At 57.0% G+C, this 24541-nt stretch carries 24 protein-coding genes; 9 read left to right on the top strand and 15 right to left on the bottom strand.

Features of this window, described 5'->3' with window-relative positions:
- A complete protein-coding gene (locus K7H21_RS13530) occupies positions 1-234 on the bottom strand; it encodes a YdcY family protein (RefSeq protein ID WP_004120770.1) in 234 nt (77 codons plus the stop codon).
- A 17-nt stretch (positions 235-251) separates the two neighbouring features.
- On the bottom strand, positions 252-1850 hold the full coding sequence (locus K7H21_RS13525; protein WP_049115476.1) for an ABC transporter substrate-binding protein: 1599 nt from the start codon (positions 1848-1850) through the stop codon (positions 252-254).
- 269 nt (positions 1851-2119) lie between these two features.
- On the opposite strand from K7H21_RS13525, the gene K7H21_RS13520 reads away from it, so the two are divergent.
- Entirely contained in the window at positions 2120-3553 is a 1434-nt protein-coding gene (locus K7H21_RS13520) for an aldehyde dehydrogenase (protein WP_142468234.1), read from the top strand.
- Positions 3554-3556: 3 nt separating this feature from the next.
- On the opposite strand, the gene K7H21_RS13515 is transcribed toward K7H21_RS13520, so the two are convergent.
- From K7H21_RS13515 to K7H21_RS13505, 3 genes are all read right to left on the bottom strand, one after another.
- Entirely contained in the window at positions 3557-4813 is a 1257-nt protein-coding gene (locus tag K7H21_RS13515) for a putative acyl-CoA thioester hydrolase (protein WP_223035855.1), read from the bottom strand.
- An 82-nt stretch (positions 4814-4895) separates the two neighbouring features.
- Complete coding sequence (locus K7H21_RS13510; RefSeq protein WP_087829424.1) at positions 4896-5666, bottom strand: alpha/beta fold hydrolase; 771 nt, start codon at positions 5664-5666, stop codon at positions 4896-4898.
- A gap of 72 nt (positions 5667-5738) precedes the next feature.
- The gene (locus tag K7H21_RS13505; protein ID WP_004120798.1) at positions 5739-5912 is read right to left on the bottom strand and encodes a GhoT/OrtT family toxin; all 174 of its coding nucleotides are present in this window, start codon (positions 5910-5912) and stop codon (positions 5739-5741) included.
- Positions 5913-6110: 198 nt separating this feature from the next.
- Between K7H21_RS13505 and yncL the strand changes: the two genes are divergently transcribed.
- On the top strand, positions 6111-6203 hold the full coding sequence (gene yncL, locus K7H21_RS13500; protein ID WP_004101822.1) for a stress response membrane protein YncL: 93 nt from the start codon (positions 6111-6113) through the stop codon (positions 6201-6203).
- A 52-nt stretch (positions 6204-6255) separates the two neighbouring features.
- Here the strand turns inward: yncL and K7H21_RS13495 are convergent, their stop codons facing one another.
- Positions 6256-6540, bottom strand: a complete 285-nt coding sequence (locus K7H21_RS13495) for a hypothetical protein (protein WP_223035854.1) — start codon at positions 6538-6540, stop codon at positions 6256-6258.
- 558 nt (positions 6541-7098) lie between these two features.
- Between K7H21_RS13495 and K7H21_RS13490 the strand changes: the two genes are divergently transcribed.
- Positions 7099-7221: a small membrane protein gene (locus tag K7H21_RS13490; protein ID WP_004120802.1), complete on the top strand. Its 123-nt coding sequence runs from the start codon at positions 7099-7101 to the stop codon at positions 7219-7221.
- Positions 7222-7581: 360 nt separating this feature from the next.
- Here K7H21_RS13490 and patD read toward each other — a convergent pair whose 3' ends face one another.
- The 6 genes from patD to K7H21_RS13460 form a co-directional block, all read right to left on the bottom strand.
- Positions 7582-9009: an aminobutyraldehyde dehydrogenase gene (gene patD / locus K7H21_RS13485; protein ID WP_223035853.1), complete on the bottom strand. Its 1428-nt coding sequence runs from the start codon at positions 9007-9009 to the stop codon at positions 7582-7584.
- Between the two features lie 22 nt (positions 9010-9031).
- Positions 9032-9838, bottom strand: coding sequence for an ABC transporter permease (locus K7H21_RS13480; RefSeq protein WP_004120806.1), 807 nt, complete (start codon positions 9836-9838; stop codon positions 9032-9034).
- On the bottom strand, positions 9828-10757 hold the full coding sequence (locus K7H21_RS13475; RefSeq protein WP_004120810.1) for an ABC transporter permease: 930 nt from the start codon (positions 10755-10757) through the stop codon (positions 9828-9830). The genes K7H21_RS13480 and K7H21_RS13475 overlap by 11 nt, the downstream gene beginning before the upstream one ends.
- 1 nt (position 10758) lies before the next feature.
- Entirely contained in the window at positions 10759-11769 is a 1011-nt protein-coding gene (locus tag K7H21_RS13470) for an ABC transporter ATP-binding protein (RefSeq protein ID WP_049115973.1), read from the bottom strand.
- 19 nt (positions 11770-11788) lie between these two features.
- Positions 11789-12934 carry a putative ABC transporter substrate-binding protein YdcS gene (gene ydcS / locus K7H21_RS13465; RefSeq protein WP_223035852.1) on the bottom strand — a complete coding sequence of 382 codons (1146 nt, stop codon included), beginning with the start codon at positions 12932-12934 and terminating at the stop codon, positions 11789-11791.
- A 365-nt stretch (positions 12935-13299) separates the two neighbouring features.
- Positions 13300-14712: an aminotransferase-like domain-containing protein gene (locus tag K7H21_RS13460; protein ID WP_032742128.1), complete on the bottom strand. Its 1413-nt coding sequence runs from the start codon at positions 14710-14712 to the stop codon at positions 13300-13302.
- 782 nt (positions 14713-15494) lie between these two features.
- Between K7H21_RS13460 and K7H21_RS13455 the strand changes: the two genes are divergently transcribed.
- The 4 genes from K7H21_RS13455 to K7H21_RS13440 all read left to right on the top strand — a co-directional run bounded on the left by K7H21_RS13455 (position 15495) and on the right by K7H21_RS13440 (position 18429).
- Positions 15495-16892 (top strand): cytochrome ubiquinol oxidase subunit I, encoded by a 1398-nt coding sequence (locus tag K7H21_RS13455; protein WP_049112700.1) that lies wholly within the window; start codon positions 15495-15497, stop codon positions 16890-16892.
- A complete protein-coding gene (gene cydB / locus K7H21_RS13450; RefSeq protein WP_087829435.1) occupies positions 16892-17902 on the top strand; it encodes a cytochrome d ubiquinol oxidase subunit II in 1011 nt (336 codons plus the stop codon). The genes K7H21_RS13455 and cydB overlap by 1 nt, the downstream gene beginning before the upstream one ends.
- On the top strand, positions 17902-18027 hold the full coding sequence (locus tag K7H21_RS13445) for a DUF2474 domain-containing protein (protein ID WP_004120829.1): 126 nt from the start codon (positions 17902-17904) through the stop codon (positions 18025-18027). The genes cydB and K7H21_RS13445 overlap by 1 nt, the downstream gene beginning before the upstream one ends.
- A gap of 168 nt (positions 18028-18195) precedes the next feature.
- Complete coding sequence (locus K7H21_RS13440) at positions 18196-18429, top strand: DUF2554 family protein (RefSeq protein WP_004120832.1); 234 nt, start codon at positions 18196-18198, stop codon at positions 18427-18429.
- A gap of 11 nt (positions 18430-18440) precedes the next feature.
- Here the strand turns inward: K7H21_RS13440 and K7H21_RS13435 are convergent, their stop codons facing one another.
- Positions 18441-20405, bottom strand: coding sequence for a peptidase U32 family protein (locus K7H21_RS13435; protein ID WP_142445705.1), 1965 nt, complete (start codon positions 20403-20405; stop codon positions 18441-18443).
- A gap of 248 nt (positions 20406-20653) precedes the next feature.
- A complete protein-coding gene (locus K7H21_RS13430; RefSeq protein ID WP_087829437.1) occupies positions 20654-21190 on the bottom strand; it encodes a helix-turn-helix domain-containing protein in 537 nt (178 codons plus the stop codon).
- Between the two features lie 180 nt (positions 21191-21370).
- Here K7H21_RS13430 and K7H21_RS13425 point away from each other — a divergent pair, with 180 nt between their 5' ends.
- A complete protein-coding gene (locus tag K7H21_RS13425) occupies positions 21371-22537 on the top strand; it encodes a benzoate/H(+) symporter BenE family transporter (RefSeq protein ID WP_142445704.1) in 1167 nt (388 codons plus the stop codon).
- On the opposite strand, the gene K7H21_RS13420 is transcribed toward K7H21_RS13425, so the two are convergent.
- Entirely contained in the window at positions 22517-23383 is an 867-nt protein-coding gene (locus K7H21_RS13420; protein WP_142445703.1) for a helix-turn-helix domain-containing protein, read from the bottom strand. The genes K7H21_RS13425 and K7H21_RS13420 overlap by 21 nt on opposite strands.
- A gap of 183 nt (positions 23384-23566) precedes the next feature.
- Here K7H21_RS13420 and K7H21_RS13415 point away from each other — a divergent pair, with 183 nt between their 5' ends.
- On the top strand, positions 23567-24475 hold the full coding sequence (locus K7H21_RS13415) for a DMT family transporter (protein WP_223035851.1): 909 nt from the start codon (positions 23567-23569) through the stop codon (positions 24473-24475).
- Positions 24476-24541: the final 66 nt, after the last annotated feature.

Genomic DNA, 24541 nt, shown 5'->3' with positions numbered 1-24541 from the left:
CTAGTGAATTTCGCCGCCGCGGGTCAGCTGCTCGCGGCGCGCCTCCTGCTCCTCGTGCTGCTGGCGGCCATGGTGGGCGATGGCAGTCCGCAAACGCTGCTGCTGAACGTAGCGCTCTTCCCGTCCCAGCTCCGCGTCATCGCTCAGCGCGATCAGCAGTTCATTCATGTGGGTAATGACGCTTTCGGCAATCGCGGCGTCCACGCGGGCGACGACCTCATCCAGATGCGACATGTTTTTCTCCTTGCGGCTTAGTTGAGTTTAACTTTGGAAAAATCACTGCCCATCAGGCTCACGCTGTAGCCGCTGACGTTGCTGCGCGTCGCGTAGAAGGTCTTCCCGGTCGCCAGGGTGATCCAGGGGGCCTGCTGCTGAAAAATCGTCTGCGCCTCGCCGTATAGCTTAGCGCGCGCCTGAGGATCGCTGACCAGGATAGCCTTTTTCACCAGCGCATCGTAGGACTTATCGCACCAGCGGGCGACGTTAGAGCCGGTTTTGATGTTATCGCAGCTTAACAGGGTGCCGGCGAAGTTATCCGGATCGCCGTTATCGGACATCCAGCCAAACAGCGCGCTGTCGTGCTCGCCTTTACGCATTCCGGCGAGATATTCCCCCCACTCATAGGTGACGATTTTGGCTTTAATCCCGACCTTGCTCCAGTCATTCTGGATCATCTCGGCAATACGGCGCGAATTAGGGTTATAGGGACGCTGCACCGGCATCGACCACAGGGTCACTTCGGCCCCCTTCTCCAGTCCGGCCTGCTTGAGCAGGTCTTTCGCTTTTTGCGGATTGTAGTCGTAGTCCGGTAGATCTTTCTTATAGCCAAGCATATTGGCGGGGATCGGTGATTTCGCGACGCTGCCGGAGTCGAGGAACACCGCTTTTACGATCGCCTGCTTGTCGGTCGCGTAGTTCAGCGCCTGGCGCACCAGGACATTATCAAACGGTTTTTTCTCGGTATTGAACGCCAGATAACCAACGTTGAGCGCTTCTACCGAATGCAACGCCAGATCTTTATTGCCCTTAATCACCGGGAACTGTACCGGCGATGGCGCGGGAATAATCTGGCACTCATTGGTTTGCAGCTTCGCCAGTCGCGTCTCAACGTTCGGCGTGATCGAGAAGATCAGGTGTTTGGTTGGTACCTCGCCGTCCCAGTAGTGCGGATTGGCGATATAACGGATCTGCGAATCCGCTTTATATTGTTGTAGCGCGTAAGGTCCGGTGCCGACAGGCCAGGTATCAACATACTCCGGGGTCCCTTTTTTCAGCATCGCATCGGCATATTCGGCAGAGAGTATCGACGCAAAATCCATGCCCCAGTCGGCGAGGAACGCTGCGTTGGGTTCGCTCAGCACAAACTGGACGTGGTAATCATCGACCTTTTTAACCTCTTTGATCAGCTTATCCAGCCCAACGTCGTGAAAGTATTCGTAATGTCCCTGGGAAACATTATGGTACGGATGGTTGGCATCTTTCTGCCGCAGCACCGAGAACAGCACGTCATCGGCGTTGAAATCGCGGGTAGGCTTAAAGAATTTGTTGCTGTTGAACTGCACGCCCTTGCGCAGGGTGAAAGTCCAGGTTTTGCCGTCCGGCGAGACGCTCCATTCGGTCGCCAGCGAAGGAATTGGCGTGTTTTTCACCGGATCGAAGTTTATCAGGCGGTTATAAAGCACCTGGGAACTGGCGACGAACGACGGGCCCGAGCTGGCAATCTGCGGGTTGAAAGATTCCGGTGAAGCTTCGGAGCAGTAGACCAGCGTATCGTTGCCCGCCGCCCAGGCGCTGGCCGCCGGAAAGAGTGCGCTCAACGCCAGCGCAAGCAGCGTTTTCCCTGTAGACATGGTTATAAGCCTTATGAATTTGTTATAAGTGCTTTAATAACAGCACAGGAGAATTCAACCGGCAAATAATCAATTGCTATCAGGTTATGCTAAAAACCGCATTTTCGCCGATTAATTCTACATCCGCTCATTTGACGTCATTGAATCCAGCAATAAATGTGAAGCGTACGGAAGGTTACGAAAAAAGCGGGCGATAACCGCCCGGCCGGCATCGCGCACCCGCACCACCCGGTAGACTCGGCAAATCGTAACGTCAGGAGAAGATAACAATGACCATAACCTGCAGCCTGTACACTAACGGCCAGTGGCATGATGCCGAAGGCCGCGCCACCTTTACCCGCAATAATCCGCTGACGCAAGAGACCGCCTCCGTTGCCAGCGCAGCCAGCCTGGCAGACGCTCGCCGCTGCGCCGATGCCGCGGGTGCGGCGTTCCCGCAGTGGCGCGACACAATCCCCGCCGAGCGTCGACGCCTCCTGCTGGAAGCCGCAGAAGAGATGCTGCGCCGCGAAGCCAAGTTCATTGCCGCGATGGCGGCAGAAACGGGGGCCGCCGCGCACTGGGCCGGTTTTAACGTTCACCTGGCCGCCGATATTCTGCGTGAAGCCGCCGCGCTAACCACGCAAATCGAGGGACAGGTGATCCCCTCCAATGTGCCGGGAAATCTGGCGCTGGGCATCCGCCAGGGCGCGGGAGTCGTGCTCGGCATGGCGCCGTGGAATGCGCCATTGATCCTGGCGACCCGCGCTATCGCCACGCCGCTGGCCTGTGGAAATACGGTTATTCTCAAAGGCGCGGAGCTGTCACCGGCAACCCAGGGGTTGATCATTGATGCCCTGGCAGCGGCAGGCTTTCCCGCCGGGGTGGTCAATTATCTGACCTGTCCCCCCGCCGACGCGCCTGCGCTGGTGGAGTCTCTGATCGCCCACCCCGCCGTTCGCCGCATCAATTTCACCGGTTCGACGCCGGTGGGGCGGATAATCGCCCGCACCTGCGGTGAACATCTGAAACCCGCGGTACTGGAGCTGGGCGGCAAAGCGCCGCTGCTGGTGCTGGATGACGCTGACCTCGAACAGGCCGCGGCAGGGGCAATTTTTGGCGCCTTCGCCAATGCCGGGCAAATCTGTATGTCAACCGAGCGCATCATCGTCGATGCCGCCGTCGCGGAACCGTTCGTGGCGCTGCTGGCCAAACGAGCCGCCGCCCTGCCCGCCAGCCTTCTCGGTCCGGTGGTGGAGATGAGAACCGTCGCCCGCTGCAACGCGCTAATAGAGGACGCGCTGGCGAAAGGCGCGCGCCTCCTCGCGGGCGGCATGTCGGACTCAACGCAGATGCGCGCCACCCTGCTCGATGGCGTAACCCGCGAGATGCGCATCTGGCATGAGGAGTCATTTGGCCCGGTGAAATCGATTATTCGCGTTCAGGATGAAGCCGAAGCGCTGGCCGTCGCCAATGAAAGCGAATATGGCCTCTCGTCGGCGATCTACAGCCGGGACAGCGCCCGGGCGTGGAACCTGGCGCAAAATTTGCAAACCGGCATTTGCCACATTAACGGCCCCACCGTGCATGATGAGGCGCAAATGCCGTTTGGCGGCTGCAAATCGTCGGGCTACGGCCGCTTTGGCGGACGCGCGGGGGTGGCGGAGTTTACCGAGCTGCGCTGGATAACGCTGCAAACGCTCCCGCGCGAGCTGCCGTTTTAAGCCTCAGGGCTGCCAGTGGTTATTGAATTCCCACAGGCGATTGAAGGCAACATCATCAAGCTGACGTTCTGCGGCGGTATTGCCGCGGAACGGCCGGGAGGTGGTGGCCGCAGCGCCCCAGGGGGAAAGCCGATCGTAGCTTTGATCGATAGTGCTGTTGGCGATAAGCGCCTGCCCGTTAGCGGTTTTTCCGGGTAAATAGCCGGTCTTGCCCGCCCCCTGGTCCCAGGCGCGGCCAAGCTTCGCCTTTAAGCCGCCCCGATAGCCGCTATCGCCGGTAAAACGGCTGTTGATCACCAGAAATCCACACGGGTTATCCGGCAGCGTATTCGGCGCAAGCACGTAAGCTTCGGGCGAGAGGCGCGTTGAGACGGTGTGAAAATGAACATTATCAAAAACCACGTTTGCCCGGCCAAAAACATAGTCCACATCGCCTTCTATGTAGCTGTCTTTGACATATACCCGGCTGATACGGTCGGTCACCGCCTCATTGCGCCGATTGCTGGTATTGACATAGAGCGTATCCTGGCGTCCCAGCAGACGGACGTTCTCCAGCTGCACCCGATCGCCATCGGTCCGCAGCGCCACGCCCTGATGGGTCCCACCGTCGACGTTGTCCAGCAGGCTATTGACTACGCTGAGGTTCAGCAGCTGAAAATCCGCGCTTTGTGACCACATCACCGCCGCGCAGTTGGTGCCTATCGTCCTGGCGGTACGTCCGGCGCAAAGCGCATACTGATACCAGGCCGGATCGCCTTCACGATACTGTTGCTGGCTATTCACCTGCTGGCGATAGCGCGTTACCGGGAATTGCGAGTCGATTGCCAGCTCTATTCTCACCGCTTCAGGATTATCCCCGGCGCCGTAGAGGGTTATCGGCGGCGCCCCTTCTGGGATATAGACCGTCTCCCGATAGATACCCGGTTCAATGCGGATATAGATACGCCCATCACCGGCCGCGTGCTGGTTGATTGCCGCATTGACCGCCTGCTGAATGCGGGTGAACGGCGCGCCCGATGGCGCCACGCGCCACGCGCTTTCGGCCCGCGGGAGACGCGCAGGCGATGGCGACCAGGGGCCATCGGGGGCACTCAACGCGCCGCCTTGCGCAAAATAGCGTTCCATGGTGAAGGTTGCCGCTTCCGCCGCCGTAAGCTGTGGGCGGGAGGTTGTCCCGCGCGGATTTTGCGACACGCACCCTTGCAGAAGCAGCGGTGTACAGAGTAAAGCCGAGATACCCAGGATAGTGATTTTTCGCATTTCACGCTCGCCAAAAAAATAAAAAAAACGGAATACCAAAATAAATGAAATATTGTTTCTTTTTGTGTATAGCGATCACGAATCAGGCTTCTGCGTCAATACCGGCGTAAAAATCGGCCAGCGTACGCGCCAGCGCTGAGGGGTTTTCCCACGCCATGGAATGCCCGGCCTGCGGGATCATCAGCAGCGGGATCCCGGCGGCTTCACTCTCCGTCGCTTCCTGGGCAGGCAGCGATAATGCTCCGTATATCAGCGCTCTGGGGCAGGATAAATTGACAAAGCGCGCGAACCAGGAGGGATTAGCCCCCTTCACCAGACTGACCGCGCCGCGCCACACCGCCCAGGGGGCGCTGTTTTGCAGGCAGCCGGCCCATGGCGAGGTTTCGGCGGAAAGCATATCGGCGTAACCACGGGCAATAAAGCGTTCTTCCGTTTGCCCGGCGATGCGCCTGCTGTACATTCCGCCCCCGGGATAGAGATTGGGTTCGGCCACCAGCAGCGCCCGCACCCGTTCGGCAAGCCGCCCGGCCGCTTCAATCGCGACGCTGCCGCCCATGCTGTGACCAAATAAATAGCAGCGTTCAAGGGCTAAGCGATCCACCAGCTCGGCCACTACCGCTGCCTGATCGGCGATACGGTAGCTGAAGGATTCAGGTTTATCGCTATAGCCGAAGCCGGGTAAATCGACAAGGATCATTCGCCGCCCGGCCAGCGCCGGGTCGGCAGCAACGCGCGGATAATCATAGCTTGAGGCACAGCCCAGGCCGTGGATAAAGACAATGGGTTCGCCGCGACCGGGCAGATCGAGCCAGCGCACGGTGGCGCCAGCCTGAGAAGAATAAAAACCGTTCATCGAAAAGCCTCCATTTAATTAAGCCTGTTTTTTTATACAGTCATAACGTAAGGTGAGCTATCGATTTTTAAATCAAAACAGGGAGACCAGCAGCGCCATGGGAAAACTGAACGGCCAGGTCGCGCCAATCAGCAGCGCCGCCAGCAGTCGGATCCAGCGGCTCTCTTTGGTTAAGAACCAGCTTATTACCGCACAAACACAGCCCATAACTGCATAAAAAACCAGCATTTTCTGGTATAAAGTCATTTTTCTTCTTCCTTCCCTGACCGGCATTTACGCATATCGCGATGCCTTTTCGCATCCGCAGAGTGCGTCAGGGATTATGGCATTTTTAAAACACACAACAGGGTTAATTTCGGAAAAACGCCTGATTCATCTTTGTCCGATAGCGCAACCTCTAAGCTCGTACTATAACTGTAGAGGCTTATTCATAAAGGTGGCGTTATGGATGTTTCCAGCAAAACCGTCCTTCTGATAAATGTCGGCGCGGCACTCGCGCTTATCGGCCTGTTATCCGTTCGTTTTGGTTGGTTTTAAAGATTTTACTCAGCAGCGAAACCTAAAAAAGCAGCCTGGTCAGGCTGCTTTTTTACGATTTGAAAGACCCCGCCTCCGCTGCAGGCGCACGCTTTTGCGCGGCCATCAACCTTTGAACTTCTGGATTCCATGCCGGCAGCAGATCGACTTTTTCACTATCCAACGCGGCCGCCATGCAAATCGATTCCGCGACCCCCTGCTTTTCACAGCCAATAATCTGTTTGGTCGGAAAATTGCCGTAAAGCATCGCCGTGGCGCAGGCCACAAAGAGAAAACACGCTATTTTTTTCAAAACAATATCAACTTCGAAGCAACAAATTGCGCCGAATGTTCGCATGAGCGGCTATAGAAAGTCAAACGCCCGGCGCGTCGCGTATTAGCCGTAATGACGCCCGTAAATTTAACAAAAATATTACATTCACCATCAGCTTATCGGTGAAGGCGGGGGATTAAATATCGTCAAAGTTAAATCGCTGCCGTCAGAGATATTAATCTCACCTGTCGCCGCAAATTCCACCATAAATAATAGGGTTAATATCAACCATAAATATGACTCCTGCGCCGTAATCCATACATAACGGTATTGCCGAAAGCGAATGCGCTTTTCATTGCACGGGGTAATTGTTCATTACTCTTTATACGCGCAGGTTCGCGAGAGCATTTTGCGATCATCATTATTAGCAGGGTCAGCGGCAGCGAGGATTTCAGTAAAATGAACACACCAACAAAAAGAACATATATATCAACATCTTATATTAGATCATGATAACCAAAAGCCTGCAAATTGTTTTAAATGATAAGAAATATCATTTGCGTTATTTAGCACAAAATCATACATTCATAATCACAAGTTATGCGAAGCTTGTTTTTTACTCATTTATTTTTGAGGTGGCACATGTCCGGAATCGCCGTTCTTATTGTGGCGTTAATTTTATTAGTTGCTGCAATTTATAATCTTTTTTCCTACGTTCGCGAGCGTCGCCAGGCGAGTTTACCGAGCAAAAAAACAAAACGTTAGCCTGATTATCATTTACCAAAAAATAGATGCCTTGATACGTAATAAATGCGCGATCGCATGACATCGTGCAAACTCGCAGTAACAAACCAGTAGCGTCTGAACAACAAAAAGCCCCTGCTGATGATGCAGGGGCCCGGGAATGAGTATCGTCATATCGCGGCATCCCGCTCAGGGCGCATCGCGCGCCCCGGGGAAGGATACCAGCCCCATCCGGCGCTTATCTCCGGCACTCATCATGGCTTAGCTCTTGAAGGGGCATAAGAATACTCTCATAAAACCCCGCTTCCGTTTTAACTTTTTCTGCTATCGCTAACTATTAGCAGGGTAATGTATCCACTCGGGGATTATCACGACTGTGCCCTACCCGTGTTTAATCATTACGTGCCGGATAGTGGTGTAATCCTCCAGGCCATACATCGACATATCTTTGCCATAGCCGGAAAGCTTCTGCCCGCCGTGCGGCATTTCGCTGACCAGCATGAAATGGGTGTTGACCCAGGTGCAGCCATACTGCAAACGCGCGCTAAGGCGATGCGCCCTGCCGACATCCCTGGTCCACACCGACGAGGCCAGACCATACTGTGAATCGTTAGCCCAGCTTAGCACCTGCTCTTCATCAGTAAACGAGGTGACGCTGACGACCGGGCCGAAGACCTCGCGTTGGACAATCGCATCTTCCTGCCTGGCTCCCGCCAGCAGCGTCGGCTGGTAATAGTAGCCGTTACCGGACGCTTTGTTGCCGCCGGCGATCACTTGAATATGCGGCAGCGCGCGGGCGGCATCGACGGCGGCGCTGACCCGGTCCAGATGTGCTTGTGAACTCAGCGGCCCCAGCTCGGTGGTCTCATCGTCCGGCGGGCCCATCTTCAGGCTGGCGACCGCGGCGCCGAGTTTTTCCACCAGTTGGTCATAAATCCCGGCCTGGGCGTAAATCCGGCAGGCGGCGGTGCAGTCCTGACCGGCGTTATAGAAACCAAAGGTCCGTACCCCCTCCACCACCGCATCGATATCCGCATCATCAAAGACGATAACCGGCGCTTTCCCGCCCAGTTCCATATGGGTACGCTTAATCGACGACGCGGTGTGGCCGATGATATGCGCGCCGGTGGCAATCGAACCGGTTAACGACACCATGCGCACCTTTGCATGGGCGGTGAGCGGATCGCCGACGGTAGCGCCGCGGCCAAACAGCACGTTAAGCACCCCGGCGGGGAAAATCTCTTTTGCCAGTTCGCCCAGCTTCAGCGCGGTCAAGGGGGTAATCTCCGAGGGTTTGATCACCACGCAGTTGCCGGCGGCCAGCGCCGGTGCCAGCTTCCACGCCGCCATCATCAGCGGGTAGTTCCACGGCGCGATGGAGGCCACCACGCCAACCGGATCGCGGCGGATCATGGAGGTGTGGCCCTTGAGATACTCACCGGCCGCCATACCCGGCAGACAGCGCGCCGCCCCGGCAAAGAAGCGGAACACATCGGCGACCGCCGGCAGTTCATCGTTGATCACGCAGTGCAGAGGCTTGCCGCAGTTGAGCGATTCAAGCTTAGCCAGCGTCTGCGCATGTTCGTCAATCACGTCCGCCAGCGCCAGCAGGCATTCAGCGCGGCTCTTGGGCGTGGTCTGGCTCCAGTTGACAAAGGCCTGGTCTGCGGCCTCAACCGCGGCCTCAACCTGCGCCGGCGTAGCTTCAGCTATCGACACGATCTCTTCACCGGAGGCAGGATTAAACACCGGCACAGCCTCGCCTTCCCCAGCCACTAACTTACCGTTAATCAAAAGGTTATTTTGCATAGCATTATCCTGTATCGGTATTTTATTTTCCGTTTTCAGCGCTGATGTCGCCGTCACGGGTGAGCCACCAGGCCCCCAGAATCGGAATCATCGTCACCACCATCACCAGCAGCGCAACCACGTTGGTTATCGGGACATCGCGCGGGCGTCCGAGCTGATTGAGCAGCCAGAGCGGCAGCGTACGCTCGTGTCCGGCGGTAAAGGTGGTAACGATAATTTCATCAAACGACAGGGCAAACGCCAGCATGCCTCCCGCCAGCAGCGCCGAACCCAGATTAGGCAGCACCACATAGCGAAAGGTTTGCCAGCCCGTTGCGCCTAAGTCCATCGACGCTTCGACGAGACTCCAGGAGGTCCGGCGAAAGCGGGCAATCACGTTGTTAAACACCACCACGACACAGAAGGTCGCGTGGCCTACGACTATCGTCAGCAGCCCCGGCTCCAGATTGACGGCCTTAAAGGCGGTGAGCAGCGCCAGTCCGGTAATAATGCCGGGCAGCGCTATCGGCAACAGCAGCAGCAACGACACGGCGTTCTTACCAAAAAACGCGCTGCGCCACAGCGCACCTGCAGCCAGCGTGCCAAGTACCAGGGCGATAGCGGTGGAAAGCGCGGCAACCTTAAGTGACAACGTCACGGATTCGATAATGTCGCCGCGCCCCGCAGCTTCGCTAAACCAGCGCAGCGTCAGGCCCTGCGGCGGAAAGCTGAAGGCGGCGTCTTCGGTATTAAACGCATAGAGGGCGATAATCAGTAGCGGGAAATGCAGGAAGATTACCCCGCCCCAGGTTGCCACCTTCAGGAGCAGCGGCGCGCGGTCAGAGTGCATCAAACGCTCCCAGACGTTTCACGAACGCCAGATAAAGGGCAATCAGCACGATTGGTACGAGGGTAAAGGCCGCCGCCATCGGCATATTGCCAATCGCTCCCTGCTGGGAATAGACCATATTGCCGATAAAGAACCCCGGCGGCCCCACCAGCTGCGGGACGATAAAATCGCCGAGCGTCAGGGAAAAGGTAAAAATCGATCCCGCGGCAATGCCGGGAATCGCCAACGGCAGAACCACGTAGCGGAATGTCTGGCGCGGACGGGCGCCAAGATCGGCGGAGGCCTGAAGCAACGACGGCGGCAGGCGTTCCAGCGCAGCCTGCACCGGCAGGATCATAAACGGCAGCCAGATATAGACGAACACCAGAAAGCGGCCCAAACCGGAAGTCGACAGCGTATTGCCGCCTACCGCGGGGATCGTCAGCACCAGACTCAGCAGGCTTTCCAGCCCCAAATGGCGCAGAAACCACTGCGCGACGCCATCTTTTGCCAGCAGCAGCGTCCAGGCATAGGCTTTGACGATATAGCTCGCCCACATCGGCAGCATTACGGCGATATAGAAAAACGCCTTCATCTTGCCGCGGGTGTAGCGGGCCATATACCAGGCCATAGGCAATGCCAGGATCGCGCTGGCGATCGTTACCGACAGCGCCATCATCAGAGTACGGAGAATGATGTCGTAGTTTGCCGGGTTAAACAACGCCCGCAAATTGGCCAGCGTCAGGTCCTGAGTCACTGACATGGTGAAATCATCGAAAGTGTAGAAGCTTTGCCATAGCAGGGTCAGCAACGATCCCAGATAGACAATGCCGAACCACATTAGCGGGCCAAGAAGAAGCAAAAACAGGGCCAGCGAGGGTTTACGCCAAAACAGCGCGGATAAGCGCCCGGGAGAAGCGGACGGAATCGCCATCGTCATATCAGCCCCCGCTCTCCAGCGGCACCATTGCCGCACGCGACCACGAAGCCAGCACCGTTTGTCCCACCGGCGGTGCGTTTAACGCGGCATGACCATCAACGTTCGCCTGACTCACCAACAGCTTCTCGCCATCGGCCAGCTTGAGTTCGACCCGAGTCGCGGCCCCCTGATACTGTACCGCCTGTACCACCCCCGCAATCTGGATCTCACCGGCGGTATTCAGACGAATATGCTCCGGACGCAGCGACCAGGATCCCGCCATCGCGCAGAGCCTATGCGCCCGTTCTCCGCTGAACACGTTGGCGGTACCGACAAAGCTGGCCACAAACGCCGTTTTCGGCCGCAGATAGAGGTCCTGGGGCGCATCAATCTGTTCGATTCGCCCATTATTAAACACCGCCACCCGATCGGACATCGACAGTGCTTCCCCCTGATCATGGGTAACAAAAATAAAGGTGATGCCCAGCGCCTGCTGCAGTTTTTTCAACTCCAGCTGCATCTGCTCACGCAGCTTTAAATCCAGCGCGCCGAGCGGCTCATCCAGCAGCAGGACCCGCGGCTGATTCACCAGCGCGCGGGCGATCGCTACCCGCTGACGCTGTCCGCCGGAAAGCTGTGATGGCCTTCGCGCGTGCACAAACGCGAGCGCGACCCTCTCCAGCGCCTCCATCGCGCGGGCGTGACGCTCCTTTTTGCCGATTCCTTTAACCATCAGACCGTAGGCGACGTTATCGAGCACCGACATATGAGGAAACAGCGCGTAATCCTGGAAAACGGTATTAACGTCGCGCTGCCACGGCGGCAGCTCGCTGGCCGGTTTACCAAAAATGCGAATCGCGCCGCCAGAGAGCTGTTCAAACCCGGCAATCAGGCGCAGGCAGGTGGTTTTGCCGGAGCCGGAGGGCCCCAGCATGGAGAAAAACTCACCGTCGCGAATGGCGATGCTGACGCCATCCACCGCCCGTACGTCGCCGTACAGCCGCGAGACATTATCGAACTCTACCGCGTGCATATTGTTCGCCTCCGGCGACTTAACGACCGCCCTTAATCGCGATGTAATCCTGGGTCCAGCGGCTGTAGGGTACGAATTTCCCGCCTTCCGCGACCGGCGTTTTCCAGAACGCGATTTTGGTGAACTCGTTATAGCCGTTGGTCTCGCAGCCCTTATCTCCCAGTAGCGTACTGGCTTTGCACCCTTCAGGAACCACCGGCAGAGAACCAAACCAGGCAGCGACATCGCCCTGGACTTTCGGCGTCAGCGACCAGTTCATCCATTTATAGGCGCAGACCGGATGTTTTGCGTCGCTATGCAGCATGGTGGTATCCGCCCAGCCGGTAACCCCCTCTTTCGGGAAAACGGTAGCAATCGGCTGGCCTTCCGCTTTCAGGCCGTTGGCCTGATACGGCCAGGCGCTGGAGGCCACGACGCCTTCGTTTTTAAAATCACTCATCTGTACGGTGGTATCGTGCCAGTAGCGATGAATCAGGGCGTGCTGATCGCGCAGAACCTTGAGTACCGCCTGATATTGCGCTTCGGTGAGCTGATAGGGGTCGGTGATACCGAGCTGCGGCTGGGTGGCTTTGACAAAGAGCGCAGCATCGGCAATATAAATCGGCCCGTCATAGGCCTGCACCCGGCCCAGGTTGGTTTTGCCGTCCGGCAGATTTTGTTTGACGAACACCACGCTCCAGCTATCAGGCGGCGTCGGGAAGATTTTGCTGTTGTACATCAGCAGATTCGGCCCCCACTGGTACGGGGTGCCGTAAACCTTACCGTTGACGTTGAACCATGCGCCTTTTTCCACCCGCGGGTCGAGGGACTTCCAGTTGGCGATCAGCGAGGTGTCAATCGGCTGTACGCGCTTGCCCATAATCAGGCGCAGCGAAGCGTCGCCGGAGGCGGTGACCAGGTCATAACCGCCTTTCGCCATCAGGCTGACCATCTCGTCGGATGTGGCGGCGGTTTTAACATTGACCTGACAGCCCGATTCTTTTTCAAACTGGGTTACCCAGTCGTAGCTTTTATCGGTCTGTCCCCGTTCGATATATCCCGGCCAGGCGATAATATCGAGACGGCCTTCGCCTTTATCGAGAGAAGTCGGCGGCTCGGCGGCCTGCGCCGTCAGGAAAACCATACCCAGCACGCATAAGCTGCCGCGGGCAATTTTATTGCTCATCGGGTCTTACTCCTGTCACAAGAAAATGAGCGGCAGCCGTGCCGTAAAAATATCTCCCTTAATAACAGTAGACGGCGCGCTATAGCCCCCTGGGGAAATTTATTCAGGTTGTGACAAGGGGCGCATTACGCAAAAACGAGATACACGGGATAACTTTGTGGATTATAGACAAGGAGTTAGCGAGATAATACGACTATGCAAATTTCATATGGCTCATGCCGGTAAAATAATAACCGGCATGATAACTGAAAGACTAAGGCGGCTTATTTTTCGGCGAGGATAATCGCCGGATATAAACAAAACGACAGCATGGCGACCAACCTGTTTTAACCGCTGCCGTGCATGCCTGACGGGCGCAATTTTAGCTAGGCCAGCATCTCGCGAATCAGATCGCCCAGCCGCTTAACCCCCTGCTCCTCTCTTTCGCCCCAGCCCCACGCGGTGTTAAAGCGGAAAAATGCGGTCCAGCTGTCAGTGGTGGAGAACATTTTTCCCGGCGCAATGCTGATGTTATACGCTAGCGCGCGGGCGCTCAGCTCCCCCGCGTCGCTCCCGGCGGGGAGCTCAAGCCAGAGAAAATAGCCGCTATCGCTATGATGAATTTTTACTTCTGCCGGAAGATGGCGCAGCAGTGCCTGCCAGGCCAGCTGCTTGCGCTCGGCAAGCTGGCGGCGCAAACGCCGCAAATGGGCGTCGTAGCGCTTGGTCGAAAGGTAATCCACCAGCGCCAGCTGCATTGGCGAACTGGTAGAGAGCGTGCTCATCAGCTGTAGCTGCTGAATACGTCGGGCGTGCTTGCCCGCCGCCACCCAGCCAATGCGAAAGCCGGGGACCAGGCATTTCGAAAACGAGCTGCAGTGCAGCGTCATATCGTCGCGATCCCAGTACTTTGCCGGCAGCGGTTTCTCGCGGCCGAAATAGAGTTCGCTATATACGTCATCTTCAATCAGCATCACCTTGTAGCGCGCCAGCAGGGCAACAAGCTGCGCTTTTTTCTCTGCGCTGAGGGTAAAGCCGAGCGGGTTTTGCCCGTTGGTCATCAGCCAGCAGGCCTTAACCGGGTAATTCTGCAATGCCTGCTCCAGCGCGTCGAGGTCAATCCCCTCTTTGACGTCGGTCGCCACCGACAGCGCCTTAAGGCGCAGCCTTTCCAGTGCCTGCAGCGCCCCGTAGAAGCAGGGGTTTTCCACAACCACCCAATCGCCAGGTTCGGTGACGGCCTGCAGGCTAAGATTCAACGCCTCCAGCGCCCCGGCGGTAATGACAATTTCATCCGGCGAGATATTCATTCCCTGCAGCGCGTAGCGTCGGGCAATCGCGTGGCGTAGTTCATCATTCCCCGGCGGCAGGTTTTCAATCACGCTCATGGCGGTAGCGGTTTTGCTGACCTGCGCCAGGGATCGGTTGAGCTGCGGCAGCGGGAACAGGCGCGGGTCGGGAAAAGCGGAGGCAAAGGGCAGCATTGAGGCCTGGCGGCTGGCCTGCAGCACCTCGAAAATGTAGGTATTGATATCGACGGACTCGTCGCGCGTCACCTGCGGAGGCGGTTCCGGCTGGCGCTGTTTGAGCGGCTGCGGCGCGACATAATAACCGGACTGCGGGCGCGCGATAATCCGCCCCTGGCTTTCCAGCAACTGATAGGCGTGGCTGACGGTCATGAAGCTCATTCCGCTGCTCACTACCTGCTCACGCAGCGAAGGCAGTCTGTCGCCGGGTAACCACACTCCAAGCCCAATCTGTTCGGTGATCTGCTGCGCCAGCTGCTGGTACTTTTTCATAGAGATATCCGCAAGAAAATGTCTGCACGATTGTATATCAGTTAAAAAAATAGGCCAGTATTTATATACTGACCTATTTACAAAGATTGGCATCGGCGATAGCACGAATTACCTATCGCTAAGCTATTCGTTTATTGCTCATATATCTATTTGATACAGAACAAACTCAAGCGCTTAAACAACAAGCGTTTTTAAAATAACATAATGAATCCGCTAACAACGAATACCCAAAAAAAAGTCATAATTAACAAAACAGTACATAAACTGCGAAGTCCATTAGTTGACAAAATCACATCCTCTGTAAAATATAATCAATAAATACACTTTCCAATAACCAACCGCTTAAGATTACAGGCATGTATTAAACATACGCTTAACTCAGAGTGCGTATCCCCTGAACCCAAATCCCAGAGTAAAATCCACAGCGCGCGAGACCAGCGTTAATGACGCAACGCGCGACCGGAGAGAAAACGGACAATTGTTTTATTATAGGATTAATACGCGTTTTATGATTTATTCAGCGAATCTATATTTAAAGAAAATATATAAATCTCGCTTACCCAAAGGAGCGTTGAAATACTGACAGGCAGCACTCACGTCTAATCAAAATAACATACTATCCCGGCGCGTTAAATAGTTTGCTTTTAGAAAAAAAGAGTTGAGACATCAAAAAAGAGCGCAAATCGACAACTGTTATAGATAAAAACAGGTTTTTTGTTCCTGCTATCGGCATGTGTGGAGGCATAGAATTGCGCTGAATCAATTTTGTTGTGGAGTTCTGCATGTTTGGTCTTGATGCATTTCACCTGGCGCGGATCCAGTTCGCCTTCACCGTGTCATTTCATATCATCTTCCCCGCCATCACCATCGGCTTAGCCAGCTACCTGGCGGTGCTCGAAGGCTTATGGTTAAAAACGAAAAACCCGACCTGGCGCTCGCTGTACCACTTCTGGTCGAAAATCTTTGCCGTCAACTTCGGCATGGGGGTGGTCTCCGGTCTGGTGATGGCCTACCAGTTTGGCACCAACTGGAGCGGTTTCTCCGAGTTTGCCGGGAGCATTACCGGCCCGCTGCTGACCTATGAAGTCCTGACCGCCTTCTTCCTGGAAGCCGGATTCCTCGGCGTCATGCTGTTCGGCTGGAACCGCGTCGGGCCGGGCCTGCACTTCTTCGCCACCTGTATGGTCGCGCTGGGGACGATTATCTCCACCTTCTGGATCCTCGCGTCCAACAGCTGGATGCAAACGCCGCAGGGGTTTGAGATCGTCAATGGTCAGGTGGTGCCGGTGGACTGGTTCGCGGTGATCTTTAACCCGTCATTCCCTTACCGCCTGCTGCATATGTCGGTGGCGGCCTTTCTCAGCAGCGCGCTGTTCGTCGGCGCCTCGGCGGCCTGGCACCTGCTGCGGGGTAATAATACGCCCGCCGTTCGCGCGATGTTCTCCATGGCGCTGTGGATGACGCTGATTGTTGCCCCCATTCAGGCAATGATTGGCGATATGCACGGGCTGAATACGCTCAAGCACCAGCCGGCGAAGATCGCGGCTATTGAAGGCCACTGGGAAAATATCCCCGGTGAGTCCACCCCGCTGCTGCTGTTCGGCTGGCCGGATATGCAGCAGGAACGTACCCGCTATGGTCTGGAAATCCCGGCCCTCGGCAGCCTGATCCTTACCCACAGCCTGGATAAACAGGTGCCCGCGTTGAAGGAGTTCGCCGCGGAAGATCGGCCTAACGCCACCATCGTATTCTGGTCCTTCCGCCTGATGGCCGGGCTAGGGATGCTGATGATCCTGCTCGGCGCGCTGGCGCTGTGGCTGCGCTACCGCGGCCGCCTGTATCATTCCAGACCCTTTTTACGCTTTGCGCTATGGATGGGGCCCTCGGGACTTATCGCCATTCTTGCAGGCTGGGTGACCACCGAGGTGGGCCGCCAGCCGTGGGTCGTCTACGGGGTACAACGTACCGCGGATGCCGTCTCCGCGCACGGCGACCTGCATATGTCGATCAGTCTGCTGACGTTTATCGTCGTCTACGGTTCGGTATTCGGCGTCGGCTATAGCTATATGCTGCGTCTGATTCGCAAAGGGCCGCAGGAAGCGCAGCCGCCCGCGTCAGGGACGCCAGCGCGCCCCCTTTCCGCCGCTACCGACCACGCACAGCAGAAGGAGTCCCATTAATGGGTATCGATTTATCGGTTATTTGGTTTGTCATTATCGTCTTCGCCACCCTGATGTATATCGTAATGGACGGCTTCGATCTGGGCATCGGCATTTTATTTGCTACCACGCGGGACGCTTCCGACCGCGACGTCATGGTGAACAGCGTCGCGCCGGTCTGGGATGGCAATGAGACCTGGCTGGTGCTCGGCGGCGCGGGCCTGTTCGGCGCGTTTCCGCTAGCCTATGCGGTGATTATCGACGCGCTGGCGATCCCGCTGACCCTGATGCTGATCGGGCTTATTTTCCGCGGCGTCGCTTTTGAATTCCGCTTTAACGCGACGCCATCGCACCGCCCGTTCTGGGATCGCGCCTTTATGGGCGGCTCCATTCTGGCCACCTTCACCCAGGGCATGGTGGTCGGCGCGGTGATCAACGGTTTCGCAGTCAGCGGCCGCAGCTTCAGCGGCGGAATGTTTGACTGGTTGACGCCGTTTACCCTGTTCTGCGGTTTAGGACTGTGTATTGCCTACGCGCTGCTGGGGGCCTGCTGGCTGGTCATGAAGAGCGAGAATGCGCTGCACCGTAATATGCGCGTCACCGCGCGTGGTTTACTGCTGGCGCTGCTGGCGGCAATCGTCGCCATCAGTATCTGGACGCCGCTGGCGCAGCCGGCCATCGCCGAGCGCTGGTTTAGCTTGCCTAACCTGTTCTTCCTGCTGCCGGTGCCGCTGCTGGTCGCGGCGATAAGCGCCTGGCTATGGCGAGCGCTTCGCAACAACGACAGCCATCTGCTGCCGTTCGTTCTTACGTTGGGGCTGATCTTTCTCGGCTTTAGCGGACTGGGGATCAGTATCTGGCCGCATATTATTCCGCCGGGCATCACCCTTTGGCAGGCCGCCGCGCCGCCGCAAAGCCAGGGCTTTATGCTGGTCGGCGCGCTGCTGATTCTGCCGGTGATCCTCGGCTATACCTTCTGGAGCTACTACGTATTTCGCGGCAAAGTTCAACACGGCGAGGGGTATCACTGATGCAACGAGTATGGCTTAAGCGGACATTATGGATGGTCGCCCTGTGGGGAGGAAGCGTGCTGGCGCTGGCGGCGGTGAGCATGGGATTTCGGCTGCTGATGACGGCCGCCGGATTGAAAGCGTGATAGCGCGCTTACCGTTGTAAGTTCGGCCCGACGGCACGCCGTCGGGCTTTTTTTCGCCATCCGTCAGGTGCCGCTGACAAAGGCTTTTCTCTTCTTTGATAACCGCAGAGATAAGCTCAACCAATTCCGGGCATAGTAGCCCCATTCGCCGATAGCATGGAAAAAGAGATGTTCAGGAGAAGCATTTCGACGTTACTGCTGGTGTGCGCCCTGTTTTCCGGGCACGTACTGGCCCGCAAACAAGGGCACGATTTCTTCCCGGTACAGAGTCTCGAACAGCAATTGCAGCATGAAGCCGATAGCGATGAACTGCGCAGCCAGGCGGAAGACGCCGCCTCCGAGTTGCGTGAACATCACCACTGGCAGAATGCGCGAAAACCGAAAATGCATCACTACCAGTAGCGATTTCGTTATCAAGCGCCCTTGCGTTTTGGCAGCGTTTTCATCAGCTCATCGGGGCTCACGGACGCCACGATACTGCCCGGCAGCGGCATTTTCAGAATATGATTTTTTATCTTACCAACCACGTGCATTTCGCACGGCCGGCAATCGAACTTCAGCGTCAGCACTTCATCACCGTGAATGAGCTGCATCGGCGTCGCCTTCCAGCTCTTAATCGAGCCTTTGGCCTGTTTCGGACAGAGGTTGAAGGCAAAGCGCAGGCAGTGCTTGGTAATCATCACCGGCACATCGCCTTTCTCTTCGTGGGCTTCATAGGCGGCGTCGATCAGCTGTACGCCGTAACGTTGATAAAACTCGCGCGCTTTGTGGTTGTAAACGTTAGCCAGAAACGACAGATGCGTTTCCGGATACACCGGCGGTGGAACGGAAACCGGCTTGCGGCTGCCGCGCGCCACGGCCTTCAGGCGCGCATCATCGAGCATTTCAGCCGTTTCACGGCGCAGCTGGTTAAGCAGGCTGTTTGGCACAAACAGCGCGCCGGGCAGGTTAATCTCGACGTTGCGCGAATAGTAAATGGTCTGGCCAAGCTTCGCCACACCATCGCGCAGGTTCGCCAGCGCTTTCTCCGCCTGGGTCGCCTCGGCAAACTCGCCATCCAGCGTGTGGGTGACGCTGACGCCCTCTTCGCTGGTCATCGTCAGGACCAGCTGCTCCTGCCAGCCGCTCAGTTCGATATCGACGGCGATGCGGCGCTCGCTGGAGGTTTTCAGCAGCGCCTGCTGCCAGTTATGATCGAGGTTGCGGTTTAACGGCTGGTGCGGACGCACTTTGTATAAATCCGCGGGCATCTCATTCGGCCATACGCGGTAGCGATTTTCGCCGGTTTTTTCCACCGTGTTGGCGCGAAAGCCGACGATTTCACGTTTGATCATCACGTTCAGGCCGTCGCCGTTGGTCAGCGTTTCGCTCACCTCAACGTCGAGAAAGTCTTTGCCGACTTTCAGAACTTCACCCACCGGCAGGCCAATAAACTTTGGTGAATCAAAAGCGCCAATGTCGCCTTTGCGCGCATTGACAAAATAGTCGGTGCTGCCGCGATGAAAGGTCTTATCCGTCGACGGTACAAAAAAGTGTTCGGTTCGCCCCGATGAGGCGCGCGCCAGGTCGCCGCGATCGTCAATAATGGCGTCCAGCATCTGGCGATAATGTGCGGTGATGTTCTTCACATAGCTCATATCTTTGTAGCGGCCTTCAATCTTGAAGGAGCGCACCCCGGCATCGATCAGCGCGGCCAGGTTGGCGGTCTGATCGTTGTCTTTCATCGATAGCAAATGCTTTTCATACGCCACCACGCGGCCCTGGTCATCTTTGAGAGTGTAGGGCAGACGGCAGGCCTGCGAGCAGTCGCCGCGGTTGGCGCTGCGCCCGGTCTGGGCATGGGAAATATTGCACTGCCCGGAATAGGCCACGCACAGCGCGCCGTGGATAAAGAATTCAATGGTCGCGTCGGTGTTATCGTAAATCGCTTTGATTTGCTGAAGATTCAGCTCGCGGGCAAGCACGATTTGGCTGAAGCCGACGTCGGAGAGAAACTTCGCTTTCTCTACGCTGCGGATATCGCACTGGGTGCTGGCGTGCAGCTCTATCGGAGGAATATCCAGCTCCATCACCCCCATATCCTGGACAATCAGCGCGTCCACCCCGGTTTCATACAGGTCGGTTATCAGGCGCTGCGCCGGTTCCAGTTCATCATCATGAAGAATGGTGTTCAGGGTCACGAACACTTTCGCGCCGTAGCGATGGGCAAACGGTACCAGACCGGCGATATCGCTCAGGCTATTGCTGGCGTTGTGGCGCGCGCCAAAGCCCGGCCCGCCGATGTAGACCGCATCCGCGCCGTGTAAAATCGCTTCACGGGCGATCCCGGCATCGCGGGCGGGACTCAGTAGTTCAAGATGATGGTTTTGCAGGCGCATACGCTCGTCGTTATCCATTATAGGGGGTCGAAATGGCGGCTATTGTAGTCAGAACTGGGCACAGACCAAAACAATTTCCATCGCCGCGGCGGGAGTAATTTTCAGTTTTTAGCAAAGCATTGAAGGAAAAGATATTTCCCAGAAAAAGCGCCTAAGGATAGAGTCATCACGTATTCCGGATTTTCCTCGTCACGTTGTGATTTGCTGTCTCAGTCATTTGCCTGGCCGCGAGTTTGCTCGCGGCTTTTTTATTTCTCTTTCGGATAGTGGATCAACGAATGGAAATGGGCGGTGTGCGACCCGCTATTGCGATAGGCGTGCGCTAAATCGCCGGCGAAGCGCCGCCCTTCTCCTGGCTGCAGCGTCAGCCACGCCCCCTGCAGGCAAAGATCCAGCACGCCGCTAATCACCACCACATGTTCGATAACCCCTTGCTCATGCGGCGTTGACTCGCTCAGCGCGCCGGGGGCAAGGGTAATGGAGAAGTGATCGAAGCGCAGCGCCGGGTCCCATGGGAAGAGCGGCGTCACCACCATGGCCTGCTGCTGGGGATCGAACGCCGTCGGTTCGGCGGCGTCATCGGCAACAATAAAGGCGGAAAACGGTACGTTAAGCCCGGTAGCGATTTTCCATAACGTCGCCACCGTCGGGCTGGATTCGTTACGTTCGATCTGCCCCAGCATCGCCTTCGATACGCCAGTCTCTTCCGCCAGGCGCGACAGGCTCCAGCCGCGCTGCTGTCGCAGCGTTTTTAACGTTGCCGACAGGTGTTGCGCAATATCCATTCAACCTCCTAATAATCTCTGCGGGAATTATACGCGCATGCGTCGGATTCTACAGGGGGAATGCAGTTTTAGCTTACCAGGTCCCAAAGCCTGTCGGGGTTCAGCACACCAAAAGCCGATTGTGCGTTATAGCGCACGATGCTAAATTATATCGACCGTTATAACGTACAAGGCACAACCATGCGCACTTTTACTCTCCCTCTCCCGACTCTGTTAGCCGGCTTCGTTGCCGTACTGGTCGGCTACGCCAGCTCTGCGGCGATCATCTGGCAGGCCGCCGCCGCGGCAGGCGCCGATGCTTCGCAAATCGCGGGCTGGATGACCGCCTTAGGCCTGGGGATGGGCGTCAGCACCCTGGCGCTCACCCTGTGGCGGAAGGTGCCTATCCTTACCGCGTGGTCGACGCCGGGCGCCGCGCTGCTGGTCACCGGCCTGCAGGGGGTCACGCTCTCCCAGGCGGTTGGCGTCTTTATTTTTGCCAATGCCTTAATCCTGCTTTGCGGCGCCACCGGCATCTTTGCCAGGCTAATGAAAATCATCCCTCATTCGCTGGCGGCGGCGATGCTGGCCGGGATTTTGCTGCGCTTCGGCATGCAGGCTTTCGTCAGCCTGCAGGGAAATTTGCTGCTCTGCGGCAGTATGTTAGCCGTCTGGCTACTGTGCAAAGCCTGGCTTCCCCGCTTCGCGGTAGTGGCTGCCCTGCTGGCAGGCGCCGCGGTAGCCGGGTTTAGCGGAGATGTGACAACGTCACAAATAGGTTTGAGCTTCGTCGCCCCGTCCTGGATTGCGCCTGAATTTACGCCAGCACTGTTGCTCAGCGTCGGCGTGCCGTTTTTCCTCGTCACCATGGCGTCGCAAAACGCCCCCGGCTTCGCCACCCTTCAGGCCTCCGGCTATCGGGTCCCTGCTTCAACGCTGATTGTCGCCACCGGCGGCCTGGCGCTGCTGCTGTCGCCCTTTGGCGTCTACTCGATCTGCATCGCCGCCATTACGGCCGCGATTTGCCAGAGCCCGGATGCCCATCCGGACCCGCAAAAGCGCTGGCTCGCGGCGGCGGCGGCGGGCGTTTTTTATCTGTTGGCGGGGATATTTGGCGGCTCCATCACCTCGCTGATGTCAGCGCTACCAATGGCGTGGATCCAGATGCTTGCCGGGCTTGCGCTACTCGGCACCATCGGCGGCAGTTTGTTTCAGGCGTTGAATCAGGAGAGTGAGCGCGATGCGGCGGTGGTGACTTTTCTGGTCACCGCCAGCGGCGTGACGCTGGGCGGTGTCGGTTCTGCATTTTGGGGACTGGCTCTCGGCGGCGTCAGCTACGTTTTGCTCTCATCGCTGCGCCGCGCGTAGCTGCGAGGGCGTCAGGCCGGTGGCGCTTTTCACCCGATGACTAAAGTGGCTGGCCGTGCTAAAGCCGCAGGCCATCGCAATATCGGTTAACGACATCTGGCTACGGTATATCAGTTCCTGTGCTTTGACCATCCGGCGCTGCATCACGTACTGATGCGGCGCCATCTTCATCGACTGGCGAAACATCCGCGCAAAATGGTATTCACTCAGCGCCGCTTCCTGCGCCAGATCCGCGAGAGTTAACGGCCGGTCGAGGTTCTCCTCAATCCATGCCAGCAGATTACGCAAGACGTGCGGCGCCAGCCCGCCGGTCACCGTCGGTAGGCGCCACTGGACGTTTGAATAGCGCTGAATCAGGTGAGTGAGCAGCAGCGTGCTGGCCGAACTCAACGTCAGTTGATTCGCCTGCTGCTGCCAGTCGTTGTCGAGAAGAAACTGGCGATAGACAGCGGTGATTTTATCATCGCTGGAGAAGGTTTTTTCCTGCAGCGTGAACGAGGCCGGGCTGCGGTCCCAAATCTGCTCGCCGACCCGACGCAGGTGTTCATCGGTGCAGTAAAGATGCACAAAAGAGAGATCGCCGCGGATATCCCAGGTGCTCTCATCGCCTTTTGGCATCAGACAGAAACGGTCCGGCCCGCCGCCGTTTTTCCAGCCGTGGGGCGTTTTTTGGTAACTTTCGTAGCCATCGGCAATATACAGGCTCAGGGTATGGTGGTCGCTTTTTACCGTAATGGTATCAAGATTGTTATACCACGCGGCCAGCTGAATACCGGAGTTGAGCTGCACCGTCTCGCGCAGCACGGCATTTTTTTGACGCAATGTTTCGAAAGTCCCGTAAGCCATAACCCTTCACACTTCTGATTCCACAGATCTCTAGTCTATGAAGAGTCGCTGGCAGATACCAGCCTTCCCCTGCCGCAGGCTAAAAATAAGCGCAAGAATTTGCAAGTCGGCAACAAGCAGATGACAGCGCCGCGCGGTGCCAGGCCGCAAAATGATCGCGACAACACTCACAGGAGAGACATTTTGAACGCATTACTCTACGGGTTGGTCGTGGTTATCTGGGGCACGACATGGATTGCTATCTTTTTGCAGCAGGGGCCGGTTGCCGCGCCGGTGTCCATTTTCTGGCGCTTTGCCGTCGCCAGCGTCGCGATGCTGACCATTCTACTGGTTACCCGTCGCCTGCGCCCGCTGGCCGCGCGCGACCATGTCTTCTGCCTGCTGCAGGGCTGCTGCGTCTTCTGTTTTAATTTCTGGTGTTTTTATACCGCCGCCGCGTATATCAATACCGGCCTTGAATCGGTGATCTTCTCTATGGCGGTGCTGTTTAATGCGATCAACAGCTTTCTCTTCTATCGTCAGCAGCCTCCTGGCCGTTTCTGGCTGGCCGCCGCGCTGGGCCTGGCAGGGATCGTGACGCTATTCTGGGATGATCTCTGGGCCAGCGGCCTGGACGCCTCGCTGCTGCTGGGTATCGCCCTCAGCGCGCTGGGAACCTATGGCTTTTCACTCGGCAATATGCTCAGCATCCGCCACCAGCGCCGCGGCCTGGAGACCTTGACCACCAACAGCTGGGCCATGCTTTACGGCACCCTGGTCATGGGCGCCATCGCGCTGATACGCGGTGATAGCTTTGCCCCACAGTGGACGCTGAGCTATATGGGGGCGCTGCTGTATCTGGCCGTGTTTGGCTCGGTAATTGCTTTTGGCGCCTACTTCACCCTGGTGGGTCGCATCGGCGCAGGGAAAGCGGCATACAGCACCCTGCTGTTTCCACTCGTCGCCCTGACGATTTCCACCTTTTATGAAGGCTACGTCTGGCATAGCAACGCCGTGGCCGGGCTGGCGCTGATCCTGGTGGGAAATCTGGTGATGTTTGCTCGTCCGGAGCAGTGGCTGCTGCGCCGCAGGCTGGCCCAGGTTCGCTCATAACACCGCTGACGCTGCGTTGTGGCTAATAAAAAAGGCGCTATCAACGAATAGCGCCTTCATTTTACG

This window comes from Klebsiella sp. CTHL.F3a (assembly GCF_019890895.1).
Taxonomy (GTDB): domain Bacteria; phylum Pseudomonadota; class Gammaproteobacteria; order Enterobacterales; family Enterobacteriaceae; genus Klebsiella; species Klebsiella grimontii.
The sequence above is the reverse complement of the archived record's forward strand: the minus strand, read 5'-3'. Positions and strand labels throughout refer to the sequence as shown.